The organism is Massilia sp. Soil_C_3, assembly GCF_057657035.1.
On record NZ_JBDGJG010000001.1, the window covers coordinates 1 to 12,639 of the forward strand.

Here is a 12,639-nt window from a genome sequence, read left to right on the forward strand (position 1 = left end):
CAGGACCGTGAAACGACTTTGCGCCGATGATAGTGCTGCAACCAGTGTGAAAGTAGGTTATCGTCAGGCTAGTTATATGAAAAACCCCACCAGGTGATCCTGGTGGGGTTTTTTGCTTTCTGGCTCGGAAGATCGTCGTGGATCCACGCAGATGGGTCACTCATCGAACAGTTGGACGCGTGGATGGCAGAGCCATCCACCCTACGGCGCGATCATGTATCGGATCGGCCTTGGCCAGCGTCAGATCGTGAGAATGTCAAACACCCCACAGGATATCGGTCTTGTTATCCCGCGCCGAGCGCATCATTTCCAGCAGCGGATACATCCGTGCCGAGAAGGTGACCACCTCGATCGGCTGATGTTCGTGGTCATCTTCATCGCGATGGTGCGCGTGGACATCTTGCGCCACCTGTTCGGTCGCCTGGTGCTTGCGGCTCTCTTCGATCTCGGCCTCGAGCCGCGGGATCACTTGTTCCGCTTCTGCTGCGGTGATGACACCGCGTTCCGGTTCCTTGTGCAACAGGTCGAGAATGCGCTTGGCATGCTCCTGGTACATCAAGACCTCTGGGTAGGATCTGCATTTAAAGGTAATCAACATGGCTATCTCTTGGTTTTGTTAGTGTCTAAACGATAGCACGACTGACGCAAGCTCACAGTGCGCGCGCTCGCACAACTCAGCCCCGCCTTACCCTCAGTAGCCAGGCGGCCGCGAGCACGATGACGGCCAGCGCACCGCTCCCCATCACCGCCAGGGCGCCCGCCTCCGACAAAGGCGCGCGCGTCGCCCCGGCCAGGAACCAGCCCAGCGCTCCCCAGGCCAGGCTATTGAACAGCTCGAGCATATTCATCACGAACCCGCCCTTGCCGCGGCCCTTGAAATTGCTGCGCAGCCCGGGCCGCCCGCACCAGAACACGATCAGCCCCGCGCCCAGCACGGCGCCGCTCACCGCGACACAGACGATCAGCCCTGCAGCCGGCATACGAACGGTCAGCCATAGCAGCGGGACAGCTACCAGCGCCAGCACCGGCATAATGGCCGCCGCAAGCTTGGCGCGCCGCACCGTGCGCTGCGACGCGGGCGACACCAGCAGCAGGTCCGGCGCGTCCTCGGCCGACAAGGCGACCCAGGCCAGCGCGCCGGTCAGCGAACCGCACAGTAGCGCCAGCCCGGCGCCCAGCGCCTGCACCTCTACGTCGGCGCGCTGAAAGATGAGGAAGAACAGCGGCAGCAGGAACAGCAGCTGCAACAGAATCTGCGACAGCAGATGTGGATCGCGCACGATCAGGCGCCACTCCTTGACCACGACGGTATGGAACAGGCTGCGGCCGAAGCGCAAAGTCAGCGGCGCGGTGCGCGCCGTTCCCGCACGCGCCGCCGACGCCGCCAACTGCAGGCCGTGCGCGAAGAAGCGATGGGTACGCCGCGCCGTCAGCACGAATACCCCGGCAGCCAGCGCCGCCAGCAGCAGCATCGGCAGCGGTTCACCCAGCATGGCGCGCGCCGGCAGCAGCAAAGGCAGATCGCCCACGCCATCCTGGCGCAGCAGCCCGTCCAGCATCTCGCGCACGCGGCCTTGCGTATCCCTGGACGACAGCGCATGTAGTTGCGATGCGATGACCAGCAGGGCGCCAGCCAGCGCTCCGATCACCTGCGCCACCACGCGGGTGCGGCGCGCACCGAGTACGCGCACCAGGCCGAGCGTGAGCAGCATCGCAAGGCAGCTGCACAGCACCGCGACCGAGATCACGCCCGGATAGATGCCGAGCCAGCGCCACTGCCCCTGCAGCAGGCCGGCATGGGCGAACGGCGCCAGGAAGAACAGGTACACGGCGGCGGTGCTGGCCGCCACGCCGGCCAGGCGCACGGTGAAAATGCTGTGCGAGGACAGCGGCGAAGACAGCAGCAAGTCGAGGTCGCTGCGCTCGAACAGCACCAGCACGCTCGACTTGATCGCCGACGACAGCATGAAGGTCGCGCCGCCCGCCAGCACGGCCGAGATGGCGAGCAGGATGCGCGGATCGTCGCCCGCCAAGCCGGCCAGGGTGCTCACCGCCACCCATGCCAGCAGGTGCAGGGCCGCCCAGCCGACCAGCGCCAGGCCGATCGCCGCATTGCCGGGCCGCCGCTTGCCGGCGCCTGCCTTGCCGCCCGAGGCATTGAACCAGGCCAGCCGCAGCTCGTGCCGCAGCAGCCAGCCGGCGCTGCCCGGCGCCGCCCTCATGGCGCGGCCGTCAGCTGCAGGAACACGTCTTCCAGGCTGCCGCCCCGGGTGCGGGCGCGCAGCTCGTCCAGCGTGCCTTCGGCGATCAGGCGGCCCTGGCGGATGATACCGATGCGCTGCGCCAGGCGCTCCGCCACTTCGAGGATGTGCGTGGTCAGGATCACCGTGCCGCCCTTGGCGACGTGGGCCAGCAGCAGGTCTTTCACCTGGCGCGCCGCGACCGCATCCAGGCCGGTGAGCGGTTCGTCGAGGATCAACAATTCCGGCTCGTGGATCAGGGCCCCGGCCAGGGCCAGCTTCTGCTTCATCCCGCGCGAGAATCCTTCGGTCAGCTCGTGCGCATGCCGGCTCAGGTCGAGCCAGTCGAGCAGTTCACGCGCGCGCGGCTCGGCTTCTTGTGCGTGCACGCCCCACAGGCCGGCCACGAACTCCAGGTACTCGTAGGGCTTGAGCTTCCCGTACAACATGGGCTCGTCCGGCAGGTAGGCCATCCTGGCCTTGGCCGCGGCAGGCGCGTCGGCCAGGTCGATTCCCAGCACCTCGATGCTGCCGGCGTCCGGCGCCAGCAGGCCGCTGACCAGCCGCAGCGTGGTGGTCTTGCCGGCGCCGTTGGGGCCGAGCAGGGCATAGAACTCGCCGCGCCGCACGACCAGGTCGAGGCCATCGACGGCGGGGCGGCCGAAATCCTTGCGCAGGCCGGCAAGGCGCAGGGCGGGTGGATGCTCAATCATGACGGTCTCACTGGGGTGCGAACGAGGACAGGAACTGATCGACCTGTTCGGGCGGCGCCGCGTTCACCGGTCCCAGCACGATGACCTGGTAGAAGCGCTCGCCGCGCGCCTCGAAGCGACCATGGAGGCGCATCGGCTTGCCGTTGGCGGCGCCCGTCGCCTCCACCCGCAGGCCGTCCTGGGCCGCCGGCGCCCGGTCCTCGCCGGCGCCAATATTGCGCAGCAGGGCCTGACGCATCGCCGGCAGCGCGGCGCGGGCGCGCGCTGCATCGGGCGCCGTGGCGGCGCCGACGGCGAAGGTGGCGCCGTCGACTTCGGCCGCCGTCATGGTCATCTGCACCCGCAGGCCATCGAGATCCACCGCGCGCGTGAAGGTGGCCGGCTTGGCCGGGAACAGGATCTTGTAGCGGCCCTCCTGGCTCGTGTGTTCGCGCCAGTTATAGGTGGGATTGCAGGCGGCCAGCAGGCTTGCCGCCAGCAGGGCCGGGACGAGGATGCGCAAGCGCATTCGGAGCGGATTGGTTGGTCGCATTGTCGGGTGCATAGCGCGATAGTAGCAGCAGCGCCTACCTCCTTTGCCGTTTTTTGGGGGAGGGCGGCAACGGTATTCTTTGGACATGGCGGCATGGCCAGATGTCCTGAATCGTGGGATTTACGTCCGCTCCCGACGGGATACTTCTGCGACCATTCGCCAAACAAACCAAGTCCAGGGGGATGGCATGAAGGTCAACGGAAAGAACCATGAGGTGGACGTCGACGGCGACACGCCGGTGCTGTGGGTGCTGCGCGACGTGCTGGGCATGACCGGGACGAAGTTCGGCTGCGGCATGGGCTTGTGCGGCGCCTGCACCGTGCACGTGGATGGCGTGCCGACCCGTTCCTGCCTCACCAGCGTCGAGGCGGTGGGCAAGGCCGACGTCGCGACCATCGAGACGCTCGGCGCCTCGCGTATCGGCGCCGCGCTGCAGAAGGCCTGGCTCGACCAGGAGGTGGTCCAGTGCGGCTACTGTCAATCGGGCCAGCTGATGTCGGCCGCGGCCCTGCTCAAGTCCAACGCCAAGCCCACCGACGAAGACATCGACGCCGCCATGAGCGGCAATATCTGCCGCTGCGGCACCTATCCGCGCATCCGCGCCGGCATCAAGGCCGCCGCGCTCACGCTGGCAGGAGGACGCCATGCGTAACGATCTGCCCAACCTTCCGCGCCGCGCTTTCCTGGTGGCCGGCGCCGCCGCCGGTGGCGGGCTGCTGCTGGGCGTCGTGCTCGATGGCGCCAGCCGGCCGGCGATGGCCGCGACCGCCCGCACGTTCGAGCCGAACGCCTTCGTGCTGATCGGCGCCGATGGGCTGGTCACCATCACCATGCCCTATATCGAGATGGGCCAGGGCACCTACACCTCGATCTCGATGCTGGTGGCCGAAGAGCTCGAGGTGGGGCTTAGCCAGGTGCGGGTCAGGCACGCCGGCGCCGACGACAAGCTGTATGGCAACCCGCTGCTCGGCCTGCAGATCACGGGTGGTTCGACATCCATGCGCGCTGCCTGGCTGCCGATGCGCCAGGCCGGCGCCGCCGCGCGCGTGATGCTGGTGCAGGCCGCGGCCAGCCAGTGGAAGGCCAGCCCGTCCGAGTGCCAGGCCCGCAACGGTGAAGTCGTGCATCGCCCCAGCGGCCGGCGCCTGAAGTATGGCGCGCTGGCGGCGCAGGCGGCCGCCTTGCCGGTCCCGGCGCCGGCTGACGTCAAGCTGAAGGAGGCCGACTTCGTCCTGATCGGCAAGCCGGGCAAGCGTCTCGATACTCCCCTGAAGGTCAACGGCAGCGCCAAATACGGCATCGACGCGATGGTGCCGAACATGAAATTCGCGGCGCTGGCGCAGTCGCCCGCCTTTGGCGGCAGCCTCAAAAGCGTCGACGAGCGCCGCGCGCTGGCGGTGAAAGGCGTGCGCCAGGTGGTCAAGCTCGACGACTGCGTGGCCGTGATCGCCGACCACACCGGCGCCGCGCGCAAGGGGCTGGCGGCGCTCGAGATCGTCTGGGACGACGGCCCCAACGCCAAGGTCGACAGCGCGGCCTTGTCGACCGCGCTGGCCAGGGCGTCCGAAGGCCCGGCGGCGAAGGTGCGGCAGGAGGGCGAACCGGCCAAGGCCGGCGGCAAGCGCATCGCGGCCATGTATGAGCAGCCCTATCTGATCCACGCCGCCATGGAGCCGCTCAACTGCACCGTGCACGTGAAGGACGGTAGTTGCGAGCTGTGGCTCGGCACTCAGGTGATGACCCTGAGCCGCGCGGCGGCGGCCAGGGCGGCGGGTCTCGAACCGGACCAGGTGACGGTGCACAACCACTACCTGGGCGGGGGTTTCGGCCGCCGCCTGGAGGTCGACATGGTCACGCGCGCGGTGCAGATCGCGCGCCACGTGAAAGGCCCGGTGAAGGTCACCTGGAGCCGCGAGGAAGACACCCAGCACGACATCTACCGCGGGGGCTTTTACGACCGGATCGAGGCGCGCGTGGACGGCGAGGGCATGCCGCTGGCCTGGAGCCACCGCATCACCGGCCCGTCGACCGTCAAGCGCTTCTTCCCGGCCGGCTACGTCAACGGCTTCGACGAAGAAGTGGTCGAGGGCGCCATGCATCCGCCGTATGCCTTCCCCAGCATGCTGGTGGAGTACGTGAACCACGAGCCGCCGGTGCCGACCGGCTTCTGGCGCGGCGTCGGCCCGGCGCACAACCTGTTCGTGGTCGAGAGCTTCATCGACGAGCTGGCGGCGGCCGCCGGCAAGGATCCGGTCGCCTATCGCACTGCGCTCCTGAAGGACAATCCACGTGCGCTGGCGGTGCTGCGCCTGGCCGCCGACAAGGCCGGCTGGGGCAAGCCGCTGCAGGAGGGATCAGGCCAGGGCCGCGGCGTCTCGCTGCAGCACGTATTCGGCACCTATCTGGCGCTGGTGACCGACGTCGCGGTGAGCAAGGACGGCGAGGTGGCGGTCAAGCGCGTGGTTGCGGCGGTCGATACCGGCGTCGCGATCAATCCGGACACCATCCGCGCCCAGCTCGAGAGCGGCATCAACTTCGGCATCTCGGCCGCGCTGTGGGGCAAGGCGACCGTGGCGGGAGGCCGCATCCAGCAGTCGAACTTCCACGACGTGCGGCTCATGCGCATCAACGAGGCGCCCGCGATCGAGACCCATATCGTGGCCAGCCGCGAAGCCCCGGGCGGCATCGGCGAGCCGGGTACCGCCGCGCTGTTCCCGTCGCTCGCCAATGCCGTGTTCGCGGCCACCGGCAAGCGCGTGCGCACCCTGCCGATCGGGCCCGAACAGCTGCAGGGTGCATGAGCACCGCCTGAGCCCAGCCGCAACGAGATGGTCGCGCCGGGCGGGCCGGTCTCCTTCGAAAGATGGAGGACTTCGGCCCGCCCGGCGCTTCTTGGCGTATTATTTTCTCTGTTGCGCATTCTAGGACCATCATGAAACGCAGAATCGGATTCCTGTTCCCGCCCGGCTTCCAGGCGCTCGACCTCATGGCCACCACCGTATTCGAGATCGCCAACGGTCTCGACGGCGGTCCGTTCTATGATATGACCATGCTGTCGGAGCACGGCGGCGTGCTCGCCAGCTCGTCCGGCGTCGGCGTGTTCACCGAAGCCTTCGACCGGCGCGACTACGACACCCTGATCGTGGCCGGCATCATGACCCCGGTGGGCTTCAAGTCGAGCGCGCCCTTCCTGGGCTTCCTGCGCGAAGCCAGCGATGCCTCGCGCCGCACCGCCAGCATCTGCACCGGCGCCTTCATCCTGGCCGAGGCCGGCCTGATCGACGGCCGCCGCGCGACCACCCACTGGGCCCTGGCGCGCGACCTGCAACGCGCCTATCCGAAGTCGCGCATCGAGGAAGACCGCATCTACATCAACGACGGCCGCGTGTGGACCTCGGCCGGCATGACCGCCTGCATCGACCTGTGCCTGGCGATGGTGGAAGAAGATCTTGGCAAGGACGCGTCGAAGCACATCGCGCGCCAGATGGTGGTCTACCATCGCCGCAGCGGCGGCCAGTCGCAGTTCTCGGCCCTGCTCGAGCTGGAGCCGAAATCGGACCGCATCCAGCAGGCGCTCACCTACGCCAAGAGCCACCTGCGGCGGCCGCTGTCGGTCGACGAGCTGGCCGAGGCGGCCAACCTCAGCACGCGCCAGTTCAGCCGCAGCTTCCGCCTCGAGACCGGGCAATCGCCGGCGCGCGCGATCGAGGTGCTGCGGGTCGAGGCGGCGCGCGCCATGATCGAGACCAGCAACCACTCGATCGACGTGGTCGCGCGCGAGACCGGCTTCGCCGACCCCGAGCGCATGCGGCGCGCCTTCTTGCGCGCCTTCGGCCAGCCGCCGCAGGCGATCAAGCGCGCGGCGCGCGAGCAGGCGCTGGCTTGATCGTCGCGGCTGGCTTCATTGGGCAGCTCGCAACCGAGCAAGATTGTGCTGTAGTCGCTGGCGTAACATCTCTTCCGATTGCGGGTCCAGCCAGTGAGTGACCTGTGCATAGCCATGCTCGACGCGGGTCAGAAAAGCGTCGAGATAGCTGCTGGCTTCTTCCGTGCTTCCAAAGCCGAAGCGATGCGCGTCCGCCAATAGCGCCTCGCGCGATATGTCGAAACGGCCGGTGGAAAGCTGCATGCTCAGGGTTGCCGGAGTCTCGACAGGATTGGGAACGACGTCGAAGGCCGGGGACAGGCGCCATCGGCCTTCGCTGCCCGAATAGACGACTGCGTGATTGCGCACGTGGTCATCGTCATTGCCGCATATCGCATTGAACACCATGCGGCCGAACAGTTCATTGCGGTCTTCGATCGGTGCGCCAATGCGGCGTAATTCCTCTGCCAGCCTTGGGTAGCTCCATCTGTCAATCTGGATCAGATTGTCTGGATACTCCGCTTGCAGTAGTGATGCCGCGCTCACGCACATGGACCGCTGACTGCCATGCCGGTCATAACGCAGGACCCGTATCGCACTGCGACCTGTTTCGAGGCGATGAAGTATGGTTTGTGCGAAATTCAGACCACTTGCAGCTCCCCATCGCTGCCCGACGTGTTCCAGAACAGGAATGTCGGTAATGTCGGTGGCAATTTGTGGCTTGACCAGCCAGAACTGTCCATCGTCACCTTGTAGCGTCGCTTTGGGACGAGCGCCGCCGACACTTGTCGTCTGCACCAGGCGGCGGCGCAGTCGTATATCGACAGGGGGAAGATGTTGATGGATCGCCCTCAGCTCTTCGACGAGCAAGGACAGTTGAGGCAGGCGGGGACGCTGTAATTCTGCGATCGACGGCTTGCGGGCAGTGCCAATAGCCAATGCGCCCCATCGATCGGCGTTGCTTGCCAATAGCAGGTAGCGTGACATGGGCGTACTGGATGGGAGGTTGTGTTCGCGTTGCAGTAGCGCCTGTCCCCATGCGTCTGGACAGGCATCGCGTAGTACATCGTGCAAGCCGCCATAACGCGTCGCCTCCTTGTCCGTTTCGGGAGCGAATGGCAAGTTGACCGGGTCGATCGACCAGCCATGGCCGGCATCGACGTAACTCGGCGCGTACCTGAAATATCCCTTCCCGACGACAGGGCCGGCCTGATACCGGCCAACGGTGACCCACTCCCCGTTGTCGGGGCGTTGAAGATAGACGTATAGTGGCTTAGAAGTACTCTGCATCTGTGGTCCCTCGCTCCTGCCTGCTGTGGCGGACCCTTCGGTTTGCGTCGCCTTCCCATAGTCTCGAGTCCAGTGGTGGCGCCACGTTATCCATGATTCCCAGGATGTGAAGAGCTGTCAGATAAGTGCCGACCGCTGCTCCAGGATCACCCTGTTCAAGCCTCCGTAGCGTTGCTTCTGAAATACCCATCCGCGCGCACAAGTCCGCAATCGTAATGCGTTGGGTCAAACGTTGAGTACGGATGCTGCGTCCCCAGATGGTCAGACGCTCTTGAACGAGAGTAGGTAATAGGCTCGAGTCCGATAGTTTTCGGGGCATGCTACCTCCATAGATAGTGTATTGTAATACATAAAACTATATCTATAACTTATGTTAAAAGCAGATGCCTTTATAGATGTTGTTTTACGATTTATAAAAATTTATCTATGATGGTTTAAATTTTAATCATCGCGCAGCGCGCGCCGGTACCCGATCGCCTCTGCCACGTGCTTCGACCTCACCTCGTCCACGTCCGCCAGGTCGGCGATCGTGCGCGCCACCTTGAGCACGCGGTGATAGGCCCGCGCCGACCAGTGCAGGTGGCGCGCTGCGTCATGCAGCAGCCGGCGCCCGGCCTCGTCGGGCGCGCAATGGCGGTCGATCTCGCCCGGCCTCAACTGGCTGTTGGACCGTCCCTGGCGCGCGAGTTGGCGCGCATGGGCCTTTGCCACCCGCTGCGCGATCGCCGCGCTCGGTTCGCCATCGGCCTGCGCGCCCATGCCGTCGGGCGCCATGGCCGCCACCGGCAACTGGATGTCGATGCGGTCGAGTAGCGGCCCCGATATGCGTCCCTGATAGCGCAGCACGGCGTCCGGCGTGCAGCGGCATTTGCCGCTGGCGTGGCCCAGCCAGCCGCAGGGACAGGGATTCATCGCTGCGATCAGCTGGAAGCGCGCCGGGAAGTCGGCCTGGTGGGCCGCGCGCGAAATTGTGATCGATCCCGACTCCAGCGGCTCTCGCAGCACTTCCAATACGCGGCGCTCGAACTCCGGCATTACATGAAGATTGTTGTCTGTATGCCCAACAGTAACGGTTCCTCACATATCATCCTTCTCGCAACCGTCTATTCTTGCTTGCTGGACATCAGACGATGTTGCCTAATAGGAGCAACTGTGTACCGTCTCATTACTATTCGTCCTACTGAAGACATTGCTGACGCGCAGACAATTTGGCGGGAGTATGGGATACAGAGAAGCGATGATCGCTACTCTCCACTTGCGGGCACCGCAGTTGTCGCGGCAATCCTAGACTCTGAAGACTTGATTCACTGGCCAAGCACGCTATATCTAAGCGAAGTCGCGCAATCAAGCAGAAGTGTGGTGGGCGACACGGTTGTGAGCTATGCGCGGTCACTTATTGCATGGCTTGACTACTTGAGTGAACGGGAAGTCGTATTCACTGACGCCACAGAACGCGATCTGCAAATGTTCCGTAACTTTGTGTGGAACGCCAAGCCGAATTCCATTTCGCAGTTCCCGATTTCAAAGAGCACTGTAACCGCGCGCGTTGAAACCGCAAGGCGGTTCCATGAATGGGGCGAAAAAACCAAACGGTTTTCAAGCCCTTTAGGGGAGTGGGCGCATGTAAAGGGAGATCAAGCGAAAGCAGCGCGTCAAGGTCCGTATTTTTCGAAAAGATTTGCAATTGCTTTACCACCTGCTCAGCGCATCCCGAGAATAGTTAATTCAGCTGAATTAAAAAAAATTATCAACTCCGCGCCTCAGCCATATTCCCTTATATTCAAGTGGGCAGTTACAACCGGGCTCAGACGTATGGAATTATGCGAGCTAACAAAATCTCGCCTTGACACTGTTTCTTATCATGGAGAAAGCGAGCATGTAATGAGCTTCGATACAATTCGGAAAGGAGGCCGCAGAGTAGCTGTTTATCTGCCATCAAAAATTTTGCACGATACACGTTGGTACTTAAATGTGAATAGGCCAAAGGCTCAAGCTGGCGGCGAACCATTCGTATTCCTCACTTCATCCGGCTATAAACTGCATCGGGAAGAAGTATCGCGTGTCTTTCGATTCTTTGCAGATCAAGCTGGAACATCCGCAGTTTTTCACCACCTCAGGCATACCTACGCTGTGACTACTCTAGAAATTTTGCAACGTCAGGCGAATGCAGGATCAAGCATCAACCCGTTAAAAACGCTTCAGGTTTTGATGGGACATGCGAACATTACGTCGACCGAAATTTATTTGGCAGCGCTGGATGTCTATTCTGATGATGTAGCAGAGGCGCTGAATTTTCTTTACGGGGCCGCGACATGACGTCTCAGGTAGATACTGTAGAACTAGCCGTCGAAATCCGCGATCGCCAAGGTGTAATCCGCACAACCATCAATTTCAGTTCGTTGCAACTTCCGCACAAGCTCGCGGAAGCAATTCGCGATTGCTTCGAAGCGCTAACTGGTCAAAATTCCGTCGAGACACGGCGTCAGGTTTGGCGGTGCATCCGAAAGTTTTCAAAATTTCTTGCAGAAACAGAGTCGGAAATAGCTCTTCCGCTGCCTCCTGATGTACTGTTTCGATTTCGCAATTGGCTTGTCGGGCAAAATTTAGGCGGATCGACTTGTCAGTCACACTTAAATGAGGTGCGACGCGCCCTTCTTTGGATCAATCGAAACTCCAACTCGATCCTACACAGCAATACTATTTTTAGCGTTCCCGCATTTGTACGAGATAAGCCCGAAGATGGTCGTCTTCTTGATAAAGAGGCAATTAAACAAGTTCTTGCGGCCTGTTACGCTGAGATCGACCAGGTGCATGCTCGCATGAATCGAGGAAGGCGAATTCTTGCGGGCGAGGACCTGACGATGGACGAACACGGTCTCCACGTTCTTCTTATTAAGTTGCTAAACATCGGAAAAGGCGTGATCCCATCTCAGACAGCCTTGAGAGGGATTAGGGGCATATCGATGAAGAAGATAAATTATTACGGTGGGCTCCGTAACCTTTGGAAATTGATATCCCCGTCTGCTGAAGATGTGTTCCCATTTTATCTTGCGATTCTTGCTCAGTGTAGTGGGAACCCAATGTCAATCCGAAACATGAGCCGGGACTGTATTAGAGCGCACCCGTTACGAGAAGATCGACGCTCGCTGGTCTGGCTGAAAGAGCGATCAAACCGCGAGCAAATTGCCGACTTTTCAGTTAAACGTCCGCGAAGCGCTCCTATTCTTGTAGGCGAGCTACTCGAGATCAACGAAAGGTTAGTGAAGCATATGTCGCCATTCGAGAGAAACATGTTGTTCCTTTCGAATGGGAATTGCCGTCCTAGCGTACCATGCATGCAGCTGCTTCACGTACTTCTTGACGCATTTATCAGTCGTCACAATCTACCATCGTTCGATTTCAAGCAACTGCGTAAGGCTGGAGCTGTGCTGCATTTCCGTGTATCAAACGATATTCAGGTGCCGCGTAGCCGACTCAACCATCGCTCATCAAAAACTACATTCTCCTATACCGCGAGTGATGAGGTAAGGCAGGAGAACGACCGTCTGATAAATCGGTTCCAGGGTGAGCTGGTAGTACAGTCTACAACCATCAGTGGTCGGTTTTCGGAAAAGGTCGAATTAAGTCAGATCGAGTCCGGCGATACGAAAAATGCCGTTACAGTTTTCGGATTCGGATGTAAAGACCCATATGCTGGGGTGGGGCAAGGATCAGTACCTGGAAAAATATGTATGAAATTCACTAGTTGTGCTACCTGTCCAGGGGCAATCGTTGTGTTAGACGATATTCGAGTAGTAGCACGGCTCATCAAAAGTTCTACGGAATTGAAGAGTGCGCGCCGGCGCGCTATGGAAGAGGGCTGGCTTGAGCGTTTCAATGCTCTATACGACGGAGTTCAAAAGATCATAGATGAAGAACTTCTAGCGAGAACAAACCCAATAATGATAGAGAAGGCTACATCGTTGATTGGCTATATTAGTCTTCCTGCCCTGGAGTGAC

Annotated in this window: 10 protein-coding genes and 1 pseudogene; 5 read left to right on the forward strand and 6 right to left on the reverse strand. The window is 62.0% G+C overall.

The features are described 5' to 3' along the window. Nucleotides 1-256: 256 nt before the first annotated feature. The 4 genes from AC3A6F_RS00005 to AC3A6F_RS00020 all read right to left on the reverse strand — a co-directional run bounded on the left by AC3A6F_RS00005 (nucleotide 257) and on the right by AC3A6F_RS00020 (nucleotide 3,461). A complete protein-coding gene (locus tag AC3A6F_RS00005; protein WP_208277048.1) occupies nucleotides 257-598 on the reverse strand; it encodes a DUF1840 domain-containing protein in 342 nt (113 codons plus the stop codon). A gap of 76 nt (nucleotides 599-674) precedes the next feature. Continuing rightward, nucleotides 675-2,222, reverse strand: a complete 1,548-nt coding sequence (locus AC3A6F_RS00010) for a putative ABC transporter permease subunit (RefSeq protein ID WP_487677819.1) — start codon at nucleotides 2,220-2,222, stop codon at nucleotides 675-677. Further along, entirely contained in the window at nucleotides 2,219-2,953 is a 735-nt protein-coding gene (locus AC3A6F_RS00015; protein ID WP_487677821.1) for an ABC transporter ATP-binding protein, read from the reverse strand. Before AC3A6F_RS00015 ends, AC3A6F_RS00010 begins: the two co-directional genes overlap by 4 nt. Before the next feature lie 7 nt (nucleotides 2,954-2,960). Next, nucleotides 2,961-3,461 carry a hypothetical protein gene (locus tag AC3A6F_RS00020; protein WP_487677823.1) on the reverse strand — a complete coding sequence of 167 codons (501 nt, stop codon included), beginning with the start codon at nucleotides 3,459-3,461 and terminating at the stop codon, nucleotides 2,961-2,963. Between the two features lie 211 nt (nucleotides 3,462-3,672). Between AC3A6F_RS00020 and AC3A6F_RS00025 the strand changes: the two genes are divergently transcribed. The 3 genes from AC3A6F_RS00025 (at nucleotide 3,673) to AC3A6F_RS00035 (ending at nucleotide 7,371) form a co-directional block, all read left to right on the forward strand. After that, complete coding sequence (locus tag AC3A6F_RS00025) at nucleotides 3,673-4,137, forward strand: (2Fe-2S)-binding protein (protein WP_123070496.1); 465 nt, start codon at nucleotides 3,673-3,675, stop codon at nucleotides 4,135-4,137. Continuing rightward, nucleotides 4,130-6,286, forward strand: a complete 2,157-nt coding sequence (locus AC3A6F_RS00030; protein WP_487677826.1) for a xanthine dehydrogenase family protein molybdopterin-binding subunit — start codon at nucleotides 4,130-4,132, stop codon at nucleotides 6,284-6,286. Before AC3A6F_RS00025 ends, AC3A6F_RS00030 begins: the two co-directional genes overlap by 8 nt. 131 nt (nucleotides 6,287-6,417) lie before the next feature. After that, nucleotides 6,418-7,371 (forward strand): GlxA family transcriptional regulator, encoded by a 954-nt coding sequence (locus tag AC3A6F_RS00035; RefSeq protein WP_123070498.1) that lies wholly within the window; start codon nucleotides 6,418-6,420, stop codon nucleotides 7,369-7,371. Nucleotides 7,372-7,386: 15 nt separating this feature from the next. On the opposite strand, the gene AC3A6F_RS00040 is transcribed toward AC3A6F_RS00035, so the two are convergent. Both AC3A6F_RS00040 and AC3A6F_RS00045 read right to left on the reverse strand, forming a co-directional pair. Then, complete coding sequence (locus AC3A6F_RS00040; RefSeq protein ID WP_487677828.1) at nucleotides 7,387-8,640, reverse strand: type II toxin-antitoxin system HipA family toxin; 1,254 nt, start codon at nucleotides 8,638-8,640, stop codon at nucleotides 7,387-7,389. Between the two features lie 441 nt (nucleotides 8,641-9,081). Beyond that, nucleotides 9,082-9,684: pseudogene (locus AC3A6F_RS00045) on the reverse strand (ATP-binding protein); the annotation flags it as partial. A gap of 108 nt (nucleotides 9,685-9,792) precedes the next feature. Here AC3A6F_RS00045 and AC3A6F_RS00050 point away from each other — a divergent pair. Together AC3A6F_RS00050 and AC3A6F_RS00055 are read left to right on the forward strand one after the other, a co-directional pair. Next, entirely contained in the window at nucleotides 9,793-10,956 is a 1,164-nt protein-coding gene (locus tag AC3A6F_RS00050) for a tyrosine-type recombinase/integrase (RefSeq protein ID WP_487677830.1), read from the forward strand. Next, nucleotides 10,953-12,638 carry a hypothetical protein gene (locus AC3A6F_RS00055; protein ID WP_487677832.1) on the forward strand — a complete coding sequence of 562 codons (1,686 nt, stop codon included), beginning with the start codon at nucleotides 10,953-10,955 and terminating at the stop codon, nucleotides 12,636-12,638. Before AC3A6F_RS00050 ends, AC3A6F_RS00055 begins: the two co-directional genes overlap by 4 nt. Nucleotide 12,639: the final 1 nt, after the last annotated feature.